Origin of the sequence: Bacillus infantis NRRL B-14911, assembly GCF_000473245.1 — a bacterium.
GTDB lineage: Bacteria > Bacillota > Bacilli > Bacillales > Cytobacillaceae > Bacillus_AB > Bacillus_AB infantis.
On sequence record NC_022524.1, the window covers coordinates 4,024,131 to 4,044,184 of the forward strand.

Below are 20,054 nucleotides of genomic sequence, written 5' to 3' on the forward strand. Positions count from 1 at the left end.
GAGTATAGCATGTTGAAAAAAGGCTGTAAATGCCAATAAAGTGACGTATTAAAGGAGTGGAGCGGAAGTGTATGGGAACAGCGGAATCCAGAAAAACTAAACCAATGCTTTCTTTAGTTTTTATCTTTTTTACAAAAATATACAAAATGGATTTCCGCATACAGAAAAGTGGTATAATGTCGAAAAGGAGGTGAAAAAACATGGAGAAGTCACTCGAACAAATCCTGGTCATCATGCAGGAGCAGATAGTGGATCTTGGGTCACAGATGAACAGCCGGTTTGATGCAATGGAGAAAAGGCTCGATGGTGTGGATAAAAGGTTTGATGCTGTTGATAAAAGATTTGACGCTGTTGATAAAAGGTTTGATGCTGCGGATGAAAGGTTTGATGCTGTTAATAAAAGGCTCGATACTATGGATGAAAGGTTTGACAATCTGACAACCGAAATGAGAAGCCATTTTAAACATATTGAAACGAAGCTTGATCATCATGAAAAGCTTTACCAGGTGGTTTCAAATGAACTGAATGCAGCGCAGATTGACATTGAGTACTTAAGCGAGAAAACCGGTGTACATGATAAAGAGATCAACCAGTTGAAAAAGACGATTAAAGTATAGAACCCTTACCGAAAACCTCTTCACTGGCCTCACACAACATCCACATAAAAAAAGCCTTTGCCATTTCCGGCAAAGGCTTTTCCTTCAATATTATAAGCTTAGTCTTGAACGCAGATAAGCATTGATGAACGGATCGAGATCGCCGTCCATTACGCCCTGGACGTTTCCGGATTCCGTGCTTGTGCGGTGGTCCTTGACCATGCTGTACGGGTGGAATACGTAGGAGCGGATCTGGCTGCCCCAGCCGATTTCCTTCTGCTCGCCGCGGATTTCCAGCAGCTCCTGCTCCTGCTCTTCAATTTTTTTCTGATAGAGCTTAGCCTGGAGCATTTTCATGGCACGCTCACGGTTCTTAATCTGGGAGCGCTCGGTCTGGCATGTTACCACGACATTTGTCGGCAAGTGGGTGATCCGGACCGCTGAGTCGGTTGTATTGATATGCTGTCCGCCGGCGCCGCTTGCCCGGTACGTATCGATTTTCAGGTCTTCTGTACGGATATCGATTTCGATTTCATCATTGAACTCCGGCATAACCTCACAGGAAACGAAAGAGGTATGGCGGCGGCCTGATGAATCGAACGGCGAGATCCGGACGAGGCGGTGAACGCCTTTTTCCGCCTTCAGATAGCCGTATGCATTATGCCCTTTGATGGCAAGAGTGACACTTTTGATTCCAGCTTCATCACCAGGAAGATAATCAAGCGTCTCAACCTTGAAGCCTTTTTTCTCTGCCCAGCGCGTGTACATTCGCAGCAGCATGGAGCCCCAGTCCTGGGATTCCGTACCGCCCGCTCCCGGGTGAAGTTCAAGGATGGCATTGTTTTTATCATATTCCTCACTAAGCAAAAGCTGCAGCTCGAACTGCGCAAGGCGCTTTGTCAGCTCAGTCAGCTCTTCGGCAAGCTCATTCTGGAGATCCTCGTCGCTTTCTTCCTTCACAAGCTCATAAGTGAGCTCCAGGTTTTCAAATGTTTCATACAGGTCATGGAATTCATGGACCTGATCCTTCAGGGCATTCGACTCGCTGATAACAACCTGCGCCGCTTTCTGATCATCCCAGAAATTTGGGTGCAGCATTTCTTCATCAAGCTCGGCGATGCGCGCCTCTTTGTTTTCTAAGTCAAAGAGACCCCCTAAAGTCCGCTAATACCTTAGCTGTTCTCTCTAACTCATTGCGAATGTCTGCTAATTCCATTCCAGTCACCTCTAAATAGTTTTTTTACAGTGTATCAGGAAAAAGAGAGCAGGCAAAGCTGATCGAGCTTTACCGGCCCTCTTCATTTCTTATACTTAAGCTTCTTTGCCGCAGCAGTTTTTGTACTTTTTGCCGCTTCCGCAGATGCAGCTGTCATTGCGGCCGATATCCATTTGCTTAACGGCCGGTTTTTTCTTCACTTTTCCGCCTTCGTTTTCCTTGGGGTTGACCGCCTGGCCTTTGGCCACTTCTTCACGCTGAAGGTTGTTGCGGATTTCCGCTTTCATGATGTACTTGGCCACATCTTCTTCGATGCTGGCAATCATGTTCTCGAACATCGCAAAGCCTTCATGCTGGTATTCCCGCAGCGGGTCGATCTGGCCGTAAGCGCGAAGATGGATGCCCTGGCGAAGCTGGTCCATTGCATCGATATGGTCGATCCACTTAGAATCAACCGCACGGAGCACAACAACTTTTTCGAACTCGCGCATCTGGTCTTCAGCAAGAATTTCTTCTTTTTCATCATAGCGCTCTTTTACCTTCGCATAGATGGTTTCAAAGATTTCCTCTGTATCCTTGCCGCGCAGGTCATTGACAGTTAGGTCGCCTTCATTGAGAAGGTTGCCGTTCACATAATCAAGCAGGCCATCCAGATTCCAGTTCTCTTCATCCTCGACAGCAGGGGCAAAAGCCTCGACATTGCGCTGCAGGGCAGCCTGGATCATCTTCTCGGCAATTTCGCGGAGGTTTTCAGACTCAAGCACCTCATTGCGCTGTGCATAAAGGATTTCACGCTGCTGGCGCAATACATCATCATATGACAGAAGCTGCTTACGGGCATCAAAGTTATTGCCCTCAACGCGTTTCTGCGCAGATTCAACAGCTCTGGATACCATCTTGCTCTGGATCGGCTGGCTGTCATCCATGCCAAGGCGCTCCATCATTGATTTCATATTGTCAGATCCGAAGCGGCGCATCAATTCATCTTCCATGGAAAGATAGAATTGCGTCACACCTGGATCTCCCTGGCGTCCGGAACGTCCGCGGAGCTGGTTATCAATCCGGCGGCTTTCATGCCTTTCCGTACCGATGACCGCAAGTCCGCCGACTTCCTTCACGCCTTCCCCAAGCTTGATGTCAGTACCGCGCCCCGCCATATTCGTGGCGATGGTAACAGAGCCTTTTTCACCGGCATGGGCAATGATTTCCGCTTCGCGCTCATGGTTTTTCGCATTCAGGACATCGTGGCGGATGCCTTTTTTCGTCAGATATTTAGAAATGATTTCAGACGTCTCGATGGCCACCGTACCAACGAGCACCGGCTGGCCTTTCTGGTTGCGCTCGGCGATATCCTCGACCACCGCACGGAACTTGCCGTCCATGCTCGCATAAATGAGATCGGCACGGTCGTCACGGGCAATCGGCCTGTTCGTCGGGATGACCGTTACATACATATTGTAAATATTGCGGAATTCCTCTTCCTCTGTCTTCGCTGTACCCGTCATACCGGCCAGCTTTTCGTACATACGGAAATAGTTCTGGAAAGTAATTGTCGCAAGCGTCATGCTCTCGTTCTGGATTTCCAGGCCTTCCTTTGCTTCGATCGCCTGGTGGAGACCGTCGCTGTAGCGGCGCCCTTTCATCAAGCGGCCTGTGAACTGGTCAACGATGACAATCTCGCCGTCCTGGACGACATAATCAACATCAAGATGCATGCTCGCATGCGCCTTCAAGGCCTGTGTGATATGATGGTTGATCGCCACATGGGAAATGTCGAACAGATTCTCGATGCCGAAAGCCTTCTCTGCCTTCGTCATCCCGTCCTCTGTCAGCTGGACTCCCTTGGTTTTTTCATCATATGTGTAGTCGTCTTCTTTTTTCAGGTTGCGGACAAAAGCATTTGCCTGGATATAAAGCTGGGCAGACTTTTGCGCAGAACCGGAAATGATGAGCGGTGTACGCGCCTCATCGATCAGAATGCTGTCGACTTCATCGATTACAGCATAATACAGCGGGCGCTGGACCTTCTGCTCTTTATAAAGGACCATATTGTCGCGCAGATAGTCAAAGCCAAGCTCATTATTCGTACCGTAAGTGATATCAGCCGCATAAGCAGCCTGCTTTTCTTCTTTTGAAAGTCCGTTCAGATTCAATCCGACAGTGAGACCCAGAAATTCATAAAGACGGCCCATCTCCGTCGCGTCACGGCTGGCCAGGTATTCATTGACCGTCACAACATGCACGCCTTTTCCTGCCAGGGCGTTCAGGTAAACAGGCATGGTGGCCGTCAGCGTTTTACCTTCACCGGTTTTCATCTCGGAAATATTCCCCTCATGAAGGGACACGCCCCCCATCAGCTGGACCGGATAAGGATAAAGGCCAAGCACACGTTTCGCGGCCTCGCGGACCACAGCAAATGCTTCGACAAGAATGTCATCAAGCGTCTCGCCTTTTTCCAGGCGCATCTTAAACTCAGCCGTCTTGTCATGCAGCTGGTCATCAGTCAATTTATCTATAGTGGAAGCCAGGGCATCAATCTGCTCCGCCTTCTTTGACAGTTTCTTCAAATCGCGTTTATTTTGATCGAACACTTTGTTTAAAATCCCAAGCATCAAAAACGCTCCTTTATATTGGATATGGGCTCGTCAATTGGCCTCAGAGCTTTTTATGAAAAATAAACAGCAGCCTCTATGGCAACTGCCGCTCCTGTACCTTTCGCTATCACAGCAGCTATCTCCTCCTGCAAAAAATCGCAGGTTTCCTCCTTAATTCTACCACTTCCTCTATAGAGTGACAACAATTGTGAGAAAGTGCACGAAGCATGCTATAAATGGGGGGAATGACTTTTAAGAGGTCAGGGGTAAATTATAATAGTTTGGGGATCAATTTTAAGCAGGTAAGTGTAAAATATAGAGGTAGTCAAATGGATTTATAAGAAAATAAATCGCTAATTCTCAGTTCGGGCAGAAAATTGGATTTCAATTTGGTTTTTATATGAGATATTAAGGCTAAAAACTAACTCCTCACCGCGGATTCTACATAAAATGAATTTTTTCTACATAAATTCTCTATTATTCTACATAAAATCCCAATGATTCTACATAAAACTCGCCCTTTTCTACAAAAAATACAAATAATCCCAATTCAACAAACAAAAAACCGGCACCCCCAACAAGGGAGCACCAGCCAAATTTCAAAACCTCAGCAAAGACGTAACAACCACAATCCCCAGCACAGAAAAAGCGAACGTGCTATACTCCAGCTTCTTATTCTGGTCACCGAGGAATTTAGCTGTAACGGTTTCCAGCACCCGCACCAGGACAAATAGAACCACCAGCACTGGAATCAGCAGATAGATATTCTCCCGCACAGGGCCAAAGTCAATCAACCTTACTAACAGCAGCAGCACTCCGAGTGAGACCAGGTCGCTCAGATTGCGGTAATTCTTTTTAAACAGCCATCCAAAAAATGTATTCAATATGTCGCACCCTTTTTAGTTATTTTGCAGCCATGTCTGAATCCCGGGAATTCCCTGCCATAAATGAAGATGTCCATCCGCATAGGTGATAGCCTCATTCTTGTCACCCCAGCTGTAATAGTCCGGAATTGTACGCGGCATTTTCTTTTTCCCTGAAAGATAATCCGAAGCATGAGGATTATGTTTCTTCGCTTTCTTCAGCAGCGCAGCCGCTTTGCTTGTGAAGCCTTTTTCCAGCAGTTCGAGCAGGACCTGATTGAAGAGGCCTGCAGCCATTTCTTCCGGATAAGCTTCTAATAGCTTTCTGGCTTTCTTGTATTGCCTGCTTTCACAGTAAGCCTGAAACATCACAAACCTGACACCCTGATTATCATTCGGATTTAGCTCAAGAAGCTCTTCATAATGCCCAATCGCTTCCGGCAGATTGCCAAGCGCATGCAGCGCCTGTGCATAATTGGCTTTAGCCCTCATAAATGGCCGCGTTTCAATCAGGCCCCAAAAGTGGCCTTTATTTTCCTTGAAAAAGCCGTCCCCGAGATCCTTCTGTCCAGCGTCCATCCCCTTTTTAAACAGCTTAGCCGCTTCCGGGAGATCTTCCTTTTCGGCAAGGATATTATAGGCATCACTATTGAGCGGATTCAGCTCAAGCGCTTCCTTGGCAAGCTTGTATCTTTTTGCACCGGATGCTTCGAATGCTTCATACATCATATCCTGGGCTTTACCCTTCTTGGTGGCCGAAGCTTTTTTCGGCAGCGGTTTATTCATGAGCCCCTGAAGGAAGCTATCCAAATCCTGTTCGTTCTCGAACTCCTGCTCCCCGATAAGACCCATCAAATCCTGCATCATCCGCTCAGACTCCATCAGGGAAGCCGGCTCCTGGAGCTCAGATTGAAAGATTTCCTCCAGCACGTCCTCGATCGCATGATAGATTTCACCATAAGCATTCGATATGCTGGCTGCAGACACGCCATAGAGGGTTCCCAGCTGTTTTTGAGTATACACAGGGCCCGACGGATTTGCCAGAGTGCCGACAAGATAGCGGAGGCCCGCCACATAAATCCCGGCCTTCTTTGGCTTTTTGCCGGTCTTCTCGATATATTTCATCCAGAGGGTGACCCCCATATCAATGACCAAGCTTTCCTCGCCCTCTTTCTCCATATCTCTGGCAAACAAATCAGCAACTTCCGCAGCCCCTTCATTCGGCCACTCAAAGGCAATAGCGGCCCCTGGCACTTCTTCCATCATCTCAAGGAAGAACTCCTGCAAAAATTCCTGCGGATCATCCATCCGGGTGGCTTTATATTCTCTTAAAAGAAAATCCCTGTATGCGTCGGAGTTTTCCCCGCCAAGTTCAAATGGCGCCGGGAAAAATACATGATGATCCAGATAAGGAAGCAGCATGCCGAATGCAAAACGGCCAGTCTCTATATCCCTGTAAGGTTCAAGGATGGTGACTGTAAAAGATTGTCCGCTCGTTGCATCCTCAACCAGAAGCTTGCTTTCATTTCTTTCCTTAATAATACCTGCAAAGGCAAACGGCTTGTCCCATTTCTGCAGGATATCCTTCAGGTAGGAATTCTTCAATACAGGGAGCATGTCTTCTATAAATAAATCCATGATCCTCTCCCCGGAATCGAGCTCCCCAAAAGCTGTGAACCAGAACATATGGACAAATTCATAAAAGTCCCGCTCTTCCTTATCAAAGTATGGAAGATCCTCTAATTCGAAAGACTCCTGAAGCAGTTCTCCGTATACATGCTTGGCAAATTCAATCGCTTCTCCCTGGAGAGCAATGATTTCCCCTTCCATCCTGTCCGATATCACAATTACATCCTTGCTGCCGCAGCATTTTTTATATTTTTTTCCGCTGCCGCATAAACAAGGATCATTCCGATTGATTCTTCCGCTCAACATCAATCTCTCCTTCCGGACATTCATTCTATCTCCTTTTTAGCATAATCCCTGCAAAATTGAAACCACTTATAAAAAACAGCCGCCAAACGGCAGCTGCTATTCTTGTTTCTTCATATATTCCAGTATATCCAGATCTATTTTCCCCTCATCCTGCTCGCGCTCTTCGAAGTTTTCTGTATGGATATAGGTTTTCAGCGCTTTGTATAACTCCCCGCCAGATGCCTTTTTCTCGAGATAGCCGAGCCTCACCAGCTGGCTGCCCAGTTCTGCCTCCACATCTCCTTCAATGTCAGCCACCCTGCCCTCTCTGCTCGGTGCAAAATAAAGCTGCTGCAGATGGTAGATTCGGATCAGTTCCGTGATCGGGTCATGATGGTCATCGACACGCAGATCGATATAGCGGTCATTAAAGCCGCCATACCCGCCCTTTTCTTTTACCACCAATAGAGCTGCCGACTGCTGGCCGCGGCTGTCCCCGCCTGCTTCCTGGCCGGCGTTAAGAGAGGCAAGCAGCCGTTCAGCCAGGGTGCCTTCACTGCTGGTAAAAGTATCAGCCATCGCCTTTACTGTATTTTCATCTACTAAAATATTGCCCTGTGCTGCAAAATATGTGCCTGCAGTCCCGCCCGCCCAGTCATAGCAGCCGTTTCCAGTAAAAGTCGCCCCGTTTCCCTCAAAATCAACGATTCCGACCTGGCGCAGTTCCTTGTCAGGGTCTTCGGCTGTAATAAGATCAAGCGCCTCCTGGGCAGTCTTTCCCTGCTCCATTAATTCTAGAGCCTGCGGACCGTAAGCTGTATTGGCATAAGACTGCGTCGCCACTGCACCAACGCCTGCCTTCGCAAAGGGCACGACCGCACCAACACCTAAAAATTTGGATTGGACCGCAATCCCCCATTCCTTTTCCTTCGGATCATAGCCAACGATTGAAAATGTCATATTCTATTCCTCCTAAAAATCTCTCTTTATATTCTTTCGCTTCTCTAAACGTTTTCTCCTTTTTCTTCCTTCTAAATAAATGTCACAATCTGTCGATATACTTCACGTGAGAATTTTTTGATAGAGGTGAATGGAATTGGTGAAAAAGTTAGGCCTGCTTCTGCTGGCCATTCTGCTGCTGGCAGGATGCTCGCTGCCGGGTGATGCAGCGGAGGTTAAGCAGGAAAAGGAATATAAGATTGGCATTTTAATGTCCGAAACAGGATTGGGGGACGACTCCTTCAATGACTCGGCCTTCCGCGGCCTGGAAAGGGCCCGTGATGAGCTGGGCGTCCTGTTTGATTATAAAGAAGCGCCAGACGGAGATTCAGAAGAAAAGCTGACAGCGCTTGTCAAGGAAAAAAATGACCTTGTCATCGGCCTTGGTTTTACAGCACAAGAGCCGCTTGAAAAAATCGCTAAGAAATATCCAAAACAGCAATTTCTGCTGATTGATGCCGTATCAGAATTGCCGAATATCGCTTCGATCACATTTAAGGAGCATGAAGGCAGCTTCCTGGTCGGAATGGCAGCAGCCATGGCCAGCAGAACGGGCACACTTGGCTTCATCGGCGGTGAGGACGCAGAGGTCATCCACCACTTTGAGCAGGGCTTCATTCAAGGTGCCAAGCATGTAAAACCCGATATCAAAATCCTGACCGAGTACGCAGGCTCATTCAGTGATGCTGAGCTCGGCGGAAAGATTGCAGAATCACAGATTAACAAAGGTGCGGATTTCATTTATCCAGCAGCCGGGTTTACCGGCTATGGCGCGCTCCAAAAGGCCCAGGAAAAAAGGGTTCATGCAGCAGGAGTCGACTCTGATCAGTTCTTTGTCGCGGAAAAAGCCATTGTCACCAGCATGCTGAAAAATATTGACGTTGCAGTGTATGACATCGCGAAGATTTTAAAAGAAAAAGGTAAAATTGAACAGCATTCTTTTGTACTCGGCCTTGCTGAAAACGGCGTCGGCCTTGCAGAACTGCGTGCCTTCCCATTCTCGGAAGAACAGAAAAAAGCCCTTATTGCCGCCAAGGATGAAATCATTGCCGGCGATATTACCGTAAATTCTACTAAACCATAAAGGAGGCTGCACCATGAGATTGCGCAACCGACTGATGATGATTGCCATCATCCCCCTTATCTTATCAACTGTAATCATCGGTTATATGATCAGCCAGATCCTTGAGCTTCAGAGCTCCTCCAGGGAGGATGTAGAGGTCCTGCTGCAGATAGAAACCCTGAACGGTGAATTTGTCAGTGCCAGGCAATCACTGGCGAGCGCAGCGGCGACCGGCACGGACGCTAATAAGCAGGAAGCTGCCGGAATGCTCGGGAAAATTGAAGAAGACATGAAACAGCTGAAATCTGCCATAAGTGAAGCAGACCAGAAAGCCACTTTCACAAAAGCGGAAAATAAATTCAGCACCTTAACAAAAGAAGCCGGAGACGCCCTTACAAGCGGGAACCAGCCGGAAATCAAGCGGCAGTCCATCCGCATTGCAGGCATCATGAATGATTTTTACTTTTTGGATAAGCAGGCAGAAGAGTGGTATGAAGCAAAGACAGCCCAGATGGAAAAACAGATCGGCTTCATCGTCACATCATCCCTGATCGCCAGCATCCTGCTGATTCTTCTGTCCGGAGGATTTTCATGGCTGGCAGCCAGAAAGATTACAATGCCGCTCAATGAAATCGTCCAGCAGGCAGGGCGGGTCGCCAAGGGAGATCTGACCATCGAGCTCCAAAAGGCAAAGCCGGCGAGCAAATTTGAAATAGACCTTTTACGCTCAGCTTTTGCCGACATGATCGGGAATGTAAAATCAACCGTAGAATCAATAGATAATGTTGGAAAGCAAGTGTCCACTTTTTCAAAAGAAGTATCCGGCTATATGGAAAGTGTGACAGAAAGCAGCAGCCAGGTTGCTGTTTCCACCGAGGAGCTCGCTAAAGGAAGCCAGGCGATATCCGAGGATATCCAGTCAACCGCAGAGCTCATGCGCAGCATGGGCGACAACTTTACAGTGGTCCAGCAGGAAAGCCAGAACTCACTCCAGGCGAGCATGGAAGCAATGAGCTCCATCGATGACGGCCGCAAGTCACTCGAAAAGCAGGCAGCCTTCGCCGGACAGCTTTCCAGCTCGTCTGAAGGAATCAAAGCCTCCGTCCAGGAATTCGCTGAGTATACCGGTAAGATCGAGAATGCCGCCAATACGGTCAGAGAAATTGCCGAGCAGACCAATCTGCTTGCACTGAATGCAGCCATTGAAGCAGCCCGCGCCGGCGAGGCAGGCAAAGGCTTTGCCGTTGTTGCGGAAGAGGTAAGGAAGCTCGCAGATGACAGCTCTAAAGCTACCGTCCAGATCACCAGCATGGTTTCCAGCATCAAGCAGGGAGTTTCTACCATACTGAATGCAACAGAGCTGGGCAGCAAACTGACTGATGAACAGCTCGGATCCATCAAAGAAACAGAAGACAGCTTCTTCACCATCGCCGGACATGTGGCCGGTATCTATGACCAGCTCACAACACTTGCGGAAGGAACGGAAAAATCCGCAGGCATGAGCCAGCAGGTCATCGCTGCCATTGAAAATGTTTCCGCTGTTACGGAAGAAACGGCAGCCGGAACAGAAGAAATTTCTGCATCCACCGATGCCCAGCTCCGCTCCTTCGAGCAGGTCGGCGATAAGGTCTCAGCACTTGAAGCATTGACTGAGGAAATGAAGCGTGAGCTTGGAAAGTTCAAAGTAAATTAATTAAAAAAAGAACCGAATCCATTTGGATTTGGTTCTTTTTTCTATTATGCTAAAAATATCCCGCCATAAACAAGCGAGCCGGCAATCACATATGCAGGGTGCACCTTGAACTTCTCCATAAGCACCAGGCTGACGCCACCGATGAAGAGAGTCTGCCATATACCGGCACCTTCGTATGAGGAAAACAGGAAGTCGTACGTCATGACTCCGAGAAGGACGGCGATGACCGGTCTGATGACAACCGTCATCCGCTTGACGCGCGGCGATTCCTTGTATTTCATCAGCAGTCCGAGAAGTCCGATCATCAGGATCAGCGACGGGGCAACGGTGGCAAAAACACCGACCGCGGCACCCAGAACACCTGCCTGGTCATAGCCAATATAGCCGGCCATCTTTGTGGCAATCGGTCCGGGAAGTGTGTTCCCTAATGCAAGCATCTCACTGAATTCACTTGTGCTGAGCCAGTCATAGCGATCGACCACTTCATTCTCAACCAGCGGGATGGACGCCGGGCCGCCGCCATAGCCCAGGATTCCGGGGATGAAAAACGCTAAAAATATCTGGATATAAATCATGCTGAGCTTTTCTCCTTTTCCGCATTTTTGCCAGATCTATCCTTTTTAAGGAGTGCCCCGAGCAATAAACCAATGATTATGATTGCGGGATGAACGTTCAGGACCTCCAATACAACCAGGCTTCCGGCCACAAAAAGCAGCGTCCAGCCCCAGCCGAGATTCGATTTGACTGATTTTTTCACAAAGTCCCAGGTCAAAGTGGCAAGCATGACGGCAACGACAGGCACAACCGCCATTGACATCCCCTGCACCCAAGGCTGGTCTTTATAGGAATTCAGCACGGTCAGGAGAAGCACCATCAGAATGATCGTCGGCACAATCGTCGCGATGATGGCATTCAGCATCCCCCAGACCCCTGCAACCCGGTAGCCGATATAGCCGGCCATTTTCGTAGCGATCGGTCCCGGAAGAGCGTTACCGAGCGCAAGCACATCACCAAACTCATCTGAATCCATCCATTTATATTTTTCCACCACTTCTTTATGGACGAGCGGAATAGAGGATGGCCCCCCGCCATAGCCCAGGATTCCTACCCTGAAAAAGGCTAAGAATATGTCTGCATGCTTCATGACTGATTCACCTTTTCATCCTTTCCGGCCTGCCCGATGAACAGGCATCCGGCAGCCCTTCCGCACAAGGTCAGAAGGGCCACCCTAATTATTATTATTTTCTAATTATAACGCTCTATAACTGGTTTGCCTATCCATTTACTTTAATTCATTACCATACAGCAATGGTTTCTTCGACCAGGACAAGGCTGGTAAATAAAAGGACTCCCATTTGCACATACTAAGCTCGATTTCTCAATTGAGTTAAAAAATCATTAGAACACCTTGTGAAAACAATTGATTTTCCCGGCGATATTTTGTACAATAAACCTATAAATTCATAGCACGTCTCCCACAAAGGGGAGTAGCTTTTACAGCTTAGTCGTCATTACAGAGCATCCGCTCTCGGCTATGCTGGCAGACCTGATTCTGTTAGCCAGACCTTTGCCTGAACGGCAAAGGTCTTTATTTATGCACTCAAAGAGGCCTTTGCCGCGCTGGATGATCCCAGCATGGCAAAGGCCTCTTCTCGTTGCGGGACAGGCGCCTTTTTTGGCAGACAAGTGTGGTAAATCGCTGCGGACGTGCATATGAAAAGAAAAGAGCTTTGTGGCTGGAATGCCAGAAGGGGCAGGGAATGTAAAAATAGAATTTTCCAAAATGAAGTTTAAACAGGACAACCAAAGACTAACAAAATAATAAAACACAAAAAAACTAATAGGAGAGATTTATGTTGCTTTTACGAAAGTATATGTCATTGATTGGTGTCGGTTCGGCGAGGATTGACCTTATATTGCCAAAGCTGAGCTACCATCCGGGCGAGAGCATTTGCGGTTATTTCAACATTGAGGGAGGCACAATCGACCAGCAGATCAAACGTATTGAGTGCGATCTGGTTGTCACTGATGAAACTGGAGAGAGTGTAGTAGACTCAACCACCATCCTGACTACGAAAAAAATTGAATCGGACGAGTGCAACCATATGCCGTTCCACTTTACTCTGCCGGAGACACTGCAGCCGTCCGGCAAAAAGCGCTCCTACCGTTTTAAGACGCGTATGATTTTTAATGAGGGCGTTAAAAGTGCAGATTTAGATGAAATCACTATTAATCAAGCTTAATGGAGGAAAAAGTGAATATAAGGCATATAAAACAGCTCATCATGGCCGCGGCCCTTGTGAGCATAGTCGAAACCGGCTATCAGGCTGCTTACGCACTGGAGATTAAAAACCCGCCGCGGGTATAGCTCGTTCAGTCGAGCTTTCAAAAACCCTCAAAATTCGACATAAAGAACATCTTGACTTTTTCTTTATAAAGAATTTTTATCCACTTAATGTAATTTTTTTAGGATAAAAGGAAGGTTTTTTTCCAGTTTTATAGTATAGTAGAGGGTATAACATTCGAAGGAGTGAACGGCCTTGAAGTTAAAGTCCCTCTATTGTTTCTTTTTAAAGAACCATAAATACAGCTATTATAATGATCAATGCATCAGATGCGGGAAAAAGCGAAAGCGCACCGCGGCCTAATCCATCTAACTATAATAAGACCCTGCTCCAATCGGGAGCAGGGTCTCTTTATTCTTATTGAGCTTCAATCAGGCCATAGCGGCCGTCTTTACGCTTATAGACTACATTGGTGCGGTTTGTTTCCGCGTTGGTGAACACATAGAAGCTGTGGCCGAGAAGATTCATCTGCAGGATCGCCTCTTCATTGTCCATCGGCTTCAAATCAAAGCTCTTCTGGCGGACAACCTCAAGATCATTATCCTCTTCTTCCAGGACAGGTGCCTCCGGCTCATCAAAAGAAGCGAACATCAGCGTCGGGCTTCCCTTCTCACGGAACTTACGGTTCACCTTCGTTTTGTGCTTGCGGATCTGACGCTCAAGCTTATCCACAATCAAATCGATCGCCGCATACATATCTTCATGATCCTCCTCAGCACGGAGCACCAGATTCTGCATCGGAATGGTCACTTCCACTTTGGAGCGGTTATTATTATACGTTTTTAAGTTTACATGTACATTTGCATCAGGAGTTTCAGTAAAATATTTTTCCAGTTTCGCAATCTTCTTCTCTACGTATTCTCTAATCGCTGGAGTTACCTCAATGTTTTCACCACGAATGTTATAATTCATAGATGAACTCCTCCTTTTCATTATACAGTAGAGCTCTCACAGGCGTCCGCGGCCTTTAAGCTGCCGCTCCCTGAAAAAGCCTAGCCTTAAAATTTTATTAAGACTATGTAAATATAATTCTACTGTACCCCAGAAAAGTCCTGCAAAAACGTTGAGATATATTGAAAACATTTGTCGAATGCGTGTCGATTCAGCTGTATCAATGCCTTAGCCTATGAAAAAAAAAGACCGCCAATAAATGACGGTCAGGATTGTGTATAAGATGCCAGCTCCTGCTGGACCCTTTGGCTCCAGCCTGTATAAGCCGGGTAAAGCTGTTCACGGATAATCGCCTGTTTCTTCTCAAGATCGCCGAAATTCCCTTCCAGCATGGCAGCTTTTTCCGCCACCTCTTGAAATGAGGCAAAAGCTCCTTCAAGAGCTGGAGATTCTTTTTCAAACAGCCTGCTCAGCTGTTCACTGGTACTTGCAATATGAGACAGCGCCTGGAATACATCCAAAAGCAGACGGTCGCCTTCAGTCTTCTCAAGATTATCAAAGCTCGCCACGATGTATTCAAGTGCCTCTTCGACCGTTATAAGCAAGTCCTGATATTCCTTAATTAATATATGCTGATTTTCCTCGAGTTTAATCATAGAAGCCACCTATTTTCGTTTATCGTAAAACATACCGTCCGTTGCCATCGACTGATATGGATTCACATATTTATTGTTCGATTCCTTCTTAATGGACAAGCCTTTGATATCCTTCTGGATCATCGCCTTTTCCTTCTGCAGCAGCTGTGACAATCGGATATTGAGGTCAAGCAGCTTTTTCCCGAATGCCTTTTCCCCTTCTGAATACGGCGGCTGGACCTCCTTCATCAGCTGGTCCCTCTCTTCAAGGGCTGCTTCAATCCAGCCTATCTTTTCGTCGCGTTCGTCTCCCTGCTCCAGCTTTTCAATCAGCCCGGCCGTTAAAACATACAGCCGTTCAACAGAGCTCATTAAATCTGCCCCGCCTGGCTGAACTGCTTCTGTCGGTTCACCTGGATAACCTCTTTCCATGTATCACGGAACTCAGTCACAAGGCCTTCCACCTCATCCAGGATAGCTGCATCACTCTTCAAATTCGCCTCAACCAGCTGGCGGTTCATATAATCATAGAGCGACATCATATTCTGTGATACTTCCAATTCCATATTGAGCGTCACCATCAATTCCCTGATGATGTTCTGCGCCTTCTGGATGTTCGTATTCTTTGCTTCAATATTCTTATCAACAATTGCCTTCTTCGCCTGATTGATGAACTTCAGGCAGCCATTATAAAGCATCAGCGTCAGCTCCCCAGGCGAAGCCGTCGTAACCGAATTCTGCTGATATGATTGATATGGATTTTTTGTGGCCATGTAGGACACTTCCTTTCAAAACTGTATTCCCTGTGGCTGTGATTATCCTCCGAATTGCTGCATCAGGTACGCCATCTGTTCGTTGGATCGCTGGATTGCTTTTTCCATGGCGGTGAATTGGGACCAGTAGCGGTTTTCAACTTGGGTCAAACGGCTTTCAAAGCTGTCGATGCTTTTGTTAAGGCTATCAAGCTGCTTACCCATCGTAAATTGCTGGTTAGTGGAAAAAGAGTTTCCTGCCTTCAGCTTGACTTTCTCCATTGAAGTATTGACTGTATCATAGAGACGCTGAACAATTCCTTTTTGATCATTCGTTGTTCCAGATGCGTTAAACAGCTTTTCAATGGAAGCCGGATCAGCTTCGATCGCTTTTTTAAGCTCCGCCTCATTAATCTCAAGCTTACCGCCTTCAAGATAGTTTGCCGTCGTTTTAATGCCGATGGCTGAGAGCTGTTTGTATAAAGGATTGATCCCCTCGCTGTTAACGGACGTGTAGAAATCCGTTCTCATTGATGTAAGAAGGCTAGTAAGGGTCGGGTCTCTTCGCAGTGTACCGCTTTTAGCCTTCTCTTCCCACTGTTCCTGCTGCTTATCAGAAAGCTGCTCACGCTGTTCGTCAGTGAGCGGTGTGTAGGATTTATATTTTTCCTCGGAGATCTCACCCTGAATCTTGCCGATCAGTTCATTATACTTCTCCACAAAGCCCTTAATATTATCAAAGATTGCATTTGTATTATTATTGATTGATATATTGACCGGAGCATCAGAGAAGGTCTGCTTTAAAGAAAAGGTGACTCCGCTGATATCAAAGGTGTTAGAGCTCCGTTCTGTTTCAAGGCCGTTAATAGTAAAGACGGCGTTATCTCCGCCTGTTTCTGCCGCTTTTTCAAATCCAAGAACTCTGTTAATAAAATCGCCAGAAGTAACGATTTCGTCATCTGCTAATGGGGTTCTAGCTATCTCTTTCCCATCTTTATCAACCGGATTGGAATCCAACCCATGGAAGTTTCCTGTTTCAGTCCGAGTTAAAGTCACTTTATCCTTAAAGGAATCATAGAACATTGAAACACCGGCAGACGAAGAGTTTACTTTGTTTATCACATTATTAAGGGACTCTGTGCCCTGGATATTAAAGTTTTCCGACACAAATCCTTTTGAAGTATGAGAACCAACATTGAAATTAAAGTAGCTTTGCTGATACTCTACTTTGACACTAGCATCCTTCAGATTAATTCCGTTGAACATCACTTTTCCGGTGGCAGGGTCAACAGTACCGACTTTTCCCGAATCATCAGTAATATCCCATAACCCGTTTTCTCCATTAACCACTGTATAAGTAGAAGCTTTCTGATCTTTATCAGTTATTACAATCGAAGAAATAGAACTGGGCTGACCCTTTGATAGAGTAAAGTTGCTGGCATCTTCAGAAAAAGCAAAGGTATCTATTTTTTTGTCAGCAATATAATCCACCTTGATGGAGCTGCTCTTTGCAATTGAATTTTTGAAGGTTAATTTTCCATTCTCTGTGTCGACATAGACATTATTTTCGTTTAATTGATTAATGTCGGTAACAACTCCAAAGGTTTTTCCGTTTACCTTCACATTCATATAACTCTCAGTACCTGCTGCAAGACTTACTCCCTTAGCCAGCCCTAAAGAAAACTCTTTTCCTGCTTCTGCCGGATTAATAGTTTTCGTTTCAACACTTCCGGTTTTCCATTCAATCGCCTCTGCAAAACTGCCTGAGCTCTCCAGCAGCGATTTGCTTACATCGATCTTTTTTTCTTTATCAGCAGATAAGGCCGCTGTATTAACCTTCGTAGCCGCTGATGCCAGTTTCTTCACATTTGAAATCGAGTAAGAGGCCAATGCAGCTGCACTCGTAGCTGTCGCTGTTACTCTCGCCTCATTTGTTGAAGAAGTAGAGCGCGCCCGGTAACTTGTTGAAAGCTTCATTTGAGTTAGCTCTGTCCGAAAATTAAGCAGCAGAGTGTTCATTGAGCGGTAATCATCCCGCTGCCATTCCATCACTTGCTTCTTCTGCTTCATCTTATCCAAAGGCATCCGCTCAGCCTTCATTAAATCCGACACAAGCTGATCTATGTCCATTCCACTTGCCAATCCACCGATCCTAACCAAGATTGGTCACCCGCCTTTAAATCTTTTTATCAACCACCAGCCCGACAAACTCTGTCATGGCAGCATACATATCAAGCATTTTTTTTGAAGGAATCTCCTTCACAACCTCGTGAGTATCATTATCTACAATTGTAACGTAATACTCATTTAATTTTTCATGAAGCTCGAATTTAAGGGAGGTATTTGAGGGCTGTAGAAACTCATTCATTCCCTCGATGATATCACCGAGCTTTTCTTTGCTATCTTCATTTCGATAAGTATCTTTTTCTGTTGAAATAATAATATCTTGTTCTATATTTACCTGCGTTACCGCTTTGTCTAAAGATGTTGTTCTAGGTGAATAGGGGACAACGCTCTGCCCTGAAAGCCTCTCGATCATGGAGGATCCTCCTATTCTAGTGTTCATGGTAATTATATCGGCAGGATCAAACAATATTTTAGGGTAAATACTCCCCTTTTCAAAGGTAATTACCCTAGGAAAAGTAAACATCGGTAAAATATATTAACCTCATAGCTGAAATAAAGAGACCCTAGTACAACTAGAGTCTCTTTTACATAAAATTAAACTAACGGAGAAGCTGAAGAACGCCTTGTGGGATTTGATTAGATTGAGCCAGCATTGCTTGTGCTGCTTGAGAAAGAATAGAATTCTTTGTTTGTGCCATCATTTCCTTTGCTAAATCGGCATCTCTTATGCGGGATTCGGCACCTGTTAAATTTTCAGAGTATGTTTCTAAATTGTTAACTGTATAATTTAAACGGTTATGGTAAGCTCCAATCAAGGAGCGTTCAGATGAAATCAACCCAATAGCATGATCGATTATATTTAAAGCGCCACTTCGAGCATTAGCCTCAAGCACCGACAAATCCTTCAAACCTAAAGCAGCGGTTTGTGTATCCATGAGTGTTAGCGAAAAACTTTGTCCCTCATTTGCTCCGATTTGCAGTTGTATATTTCTGGGTTCACTCAAAACCTCATCCGCACCTTTTTCTTGTGAAAGAAAAAGCGATGTAAATGCATTCCCAGCAAGCCGATTTATCTTATGGTTAGAACCTGGAGTATCATGGTTCAATAATAGCTGACCGTTTTCATATAATGCTGTTACTCCTGAGTTCACTTCCAATAACTTGGCATTAAGTTCAGCTAAAAGCTCTTCCGATGTATAATTACCTGATTCCATTAGAATTGTCTTTTCATTCTCATCTACATAAAAACCAAAAGTATCATTTACACCTTCCTCGATCAGTAACCCCGAGGATAGGTCCGAATTTCCTAGAATGCTAAAAGATTGTTCTGGTATTTCAGTTCCCTGGTTTATATTCATAAATAAATCAGTAAACGCACTTCCCGCGAACTGAATGGCGTTAACATCCCCAGTGCTGGCAGACGTTCTTTTAATTTCAAGAACTTTGATATCATAACCATCAACAGCTAATCTCTCATCTGAGTACCCTTGCTCAATAGATGCTTTTAACTTTATGTTTTCTCTGGAAAAATGGCCGTTCAGCTCTTCTATTAGCTCTTGCGAGGAATAAGTCCCTGCTTTCAATTGAAATACATACTCACTGTCATCTATCTTAAGTTCCAGAATATCATTTTGTCCTTCATTAATAATGATGCCATCACTTAAATTGCTATTTCCCCGTAACCACTCGTCACTCCATTTATAGTTAAATAGAAATGAAGCAGCATTCCCACCAATATTACTTATTTGCTTTTCTCCCCCGGCAATATGTTCTAACTGATTAATAGCTAAGGTACCTCCTGGAATCACATAGCTAGAAAACCGGACCTGCGCCCCACTTTCGCTTATTCTTACATTTATTTCATCTTTTATTTGTTGCCTATTTCCGTATGTACCAGCTGTAAGTGTAATTTCATAATTCTCATTATCAACGTTAAAAGTAAGAGTGTCATTGACTCCTTCAATAATGGTGCTATAAGCAGGATTGGCATTGTTGAAATTGCTTTTGCTTGTCACTGATACTTTCGTGAATGCCTGAAAATCTTGACCTGGTTTAACCGATAAAAAAATACTCTCTACAAGATTTCCGGATAAATTTGTAATTTTAAAGTCTTTGCCGGGGATCATATGATTTAGAATTAATTGTTGTTTCTGATAAGAAGCTGTGACCTTAATATTTTTATCCATGAATTTACGATTTATTTCATCCAGTAACTCATCTGCCGTATAAGAACCTTCTTCTACTTGAACAAACGTTGAAACATCATCTATATGGATGTCTAATCTATCATTATCCCCCTGGACGATTGTAAATCCATGTGAAAGATCAACAGAGCCAAAGACTTTAGCAGGTTCCGCTTCCCTTAA

Annotated in this window: 17 protein-coding genes and 1 pseudogene; 4 read left to right on the plus strand and 14 right to left on the minus strand. The window is 45.5% G+C overall.

The annotated features are described in order from the left end of the window. The first annotated feature begins 200 nt into the window (after window positions 1–200). On the plus strand, window positions 201–617 hold the full coding sequence (locus N288_RS24380; protein WP_009793008.1) for a hypothetical protein: 417 nt from the start codon (window positions 201–203) through the stop codon (window positions 615–617). Window positions 618–707: 90 nt separating this feature from the next. Here N288_RS24380 and prfB read toward each other — a convergent pair. The 5 genes from prfB to N288_RS20375 all read right to left on the minus strand — a co-directional run bounded on the left by prfB (window position 708) and on the right by N288_RS20375 (window position 8,143). Beyond that, a protein-coding gene (gene prfB, locus N288_RS20350) for a peptide chain release factor 2 (protein WP_101549396.1) occupies window positions 708–1,812 on the minus strand; the annotation gives its coding sequence in 2 pieces (ribosomal slippage) (window positions 708–1,739 and window positions 1,741–1,812; 1,104 coding nt in all). A 95-nt stretch (window positions 1,813–1,907) separates the two neighbouring features. Then, complete coding sequence (gene secA / locus N288_RS20355; RefSeq protein ID WP_009793006.1) at window positions 1,908–4,424, minus strand: preprotein translocase subunit SecA; 2,517 nt, start codon at window positions 4,422–4,424, stop codon at window positions 1,908–1,910. 581 nt (window positions 4,425–5,005) lie between these two features. Then, window positions 5,006–5,290, minus strand: coding sequence for a hypothetical protein (locus N288_RS20360; protein WP_009793004.1), 285 nt, complete (start codon window positions 5,288–5,290; stop codon window positions 5,006–5,008). 15 nt (window positions 5,291–5,305) lie between these two features. Continuing rightward, complete coding sequence (locus N288_RS24385; protein WP_198018081.1) at window positions 5,306–7,204, minus strand: tetratricopeptide repeat protein; 1,899 nt, start codon at window positions 7,202–7,204, stop codon at window positions 5,306–5,308. A gap of 96 nt (window positions 7,205–7,300) precedes the next feature. Beyond that, a complete protein-coding gene (locus N288_RS20375; RefSeq protein ID WP_009793002.1) occupies window positions 7,301–8,143 on the minus strand; it encodes a DUF1028 domain-containing protein in 843 nt (280 codons plus the stop codon). A gap of 130 nt (window positions 8,144–8,273) precedes the next feature. Here N288_RS20375 and N288_RS20380 point away from each other — a divergent pair, with 130 nt between their 5' ends. Both N288_RS20380 and N288_RS20385 read left to right on the plus strand, forming a co-directional pair. Next, window positions 8,274–9,266, plus strand: a complete 993-nt coding sequence (locus N288_RS20380) for a BMP family lipoprotein (RefSeq protein WP_009793001.1) — start codon at window positions 8,274–8,276, stop codon at window positions 9,264–9,266. A 13-nt stretch (window positions 9,267–9,279) separates the two neighbouring features. Then, window positions 9,280–10,938, plus strand: a complete 1,659-nt coding sequence (locus N288_RS20385; protein WP_022544398.1) for a methyl-accepting chemotaxis protein — start codon at window positions 9,280–9,282, stop codon at window positions 10,936–10,938. 44 nt (window positions 10,939–10,982) lie between these two features. Here the strand turns inward: N288_RS20385 and N288_RS20390 are convergent, their stop codons facing one another. Together N288_RS20390 and N288_RS20395 are read right to left on the minus strand one after the other, a co-directional pair. Beyond that, window positions 10,983–11,513, minus strand: a complete 531-nt coding sequence (locus N288_RS20390; RefSeq protein WP_009792999.1) for a chromate transporter — start codon at window positions 11,511–11,513, stop codon at window positions 10,983–10,985. Then, the gene (locus N288_RS20395) at window positions 11,510–12,082 is read right to left on the minus strand and encodes a chromate transporter (RefSeq protein WP_009792998.1); all 573 of its coding nucleotides are present in this window, start codon (window positions 12,080–12,082) and stop codon (window positions 11,510–11,512) included. The genes N288_RS20390 and N288_RS20395 overlap by 4 nt, the downstream gene beginning before the upstream one ends. Before the next feature lie 709 nt (window positions 12,083–12,791). On the opposite strand from N288_RS20395, the gene N288_RS20400 reads away from it, so the two are divergent. Then, window positions 12,792–13,181 carry a sporulation protein gene (locus N288_RS20400; RefSeq protein ID WP_022544399.1) on the plus strand — a complete coding sequence of 130 codons (390 nt, stop codon included), beginning with the start codon at window positions 12,792–12,794 and terminating at the stop codon, window positions 13,179–13,181. Window positions 13,182–13,640: 459 nt separating this feature from the next. On the opposite strand, the gene hpf is transcribed toward N288_RS20400, so the two are convergent. The 7 genes and pseudogenes from hpf to N288_RS25575 all read right to left on the minus strand — a co-directional run. Further along, window positions 13,641–14,195, minus strand: a complete 555-nt coding sequence (gene hpf / locus N288_RS20405) for a ribosome hibernation-promoting factor, HPF/YfiA family (protein WP_009792993.1) — start codon at window positions 14,193–14,195, stop codon at window positions 13,641–13,643. 245 nt (window positions 14,196–14,440) lie between these two features. After that, complete coding sequence (locus tag N288_RS20410; protein WP_009792992.1) at window positions 14,441–14,830, minus strand: hypothetical protein; 390 nt, start codon at window positions 14,828–14,830, stop codon at window positions 14,441–14,443. A 9-nt stretch (window positions 14,831–14,839) separates the two neighbouring features. Next, on the minus strand, window positions 14,840–15,181 hold the full coding sequence (locus tag N288_RS20415) for a flagellar protein FliT (protein WP_009792991.1): 342 nt from the start codon (window positions 15,179–15,181) through the stop codon (window positions 14,840–14,842). Next, window positions 15,181–15,582 carry a flagellar export chaperone FliS gene (gene fliS, locus N288_RS20420; RefSeq protein WP_009792990.1) on the minus strand — a complete coding sequence of 134 codons (402 nt, stop codon included), beginning with the start codon at window positions 15,580–15,582 and terminating at the stop codon, window positions 15,181–15,183. The genes N288_RS20415 and fliS overlap by 1 nt, the downstream gene beginning before the upstream one ends. Before the next feature lie 42 nt (window positions 15,583–15,624). Beyond that, window positions 15,625–17,721 carry a flagellar filament capping protein FliD gene (gene fliD, locus N288_RS20425; protein ID WP_022544401.1) on the minus strand — a complete coding sequence of 699 codons (2,097 nt, stop codon included), beginning with the start codon at window positions 17,719–17,721 and terminating at the stop codon, window positions 15,625–15,627. A gap of 16 nt (window positions 17,722–17,737) precedes the next feature. Continuing rightward, on the minus strand, window positions 17,738–18,100 hold the full coding sequence (gene flaG / locus N288_RS20430; RefSeq protein ID WP_009792988.1) for a flagellar protein FlaG: 363 nt from the start codon (window positions 18,098–18,100) through the stop codon (window positions 17,738–17,740). A gap of 187 nt (window positions 18,101–18,287) precedes the next feature. After that, window positions 18,288–18,548 (minus strand): annotated as a pseudogene (locus tag N288_RS25575) (flagellin); the annotation flags it as partial. Window positions 18,549–20,054: the final 1,506 nt, after the last annotated feature.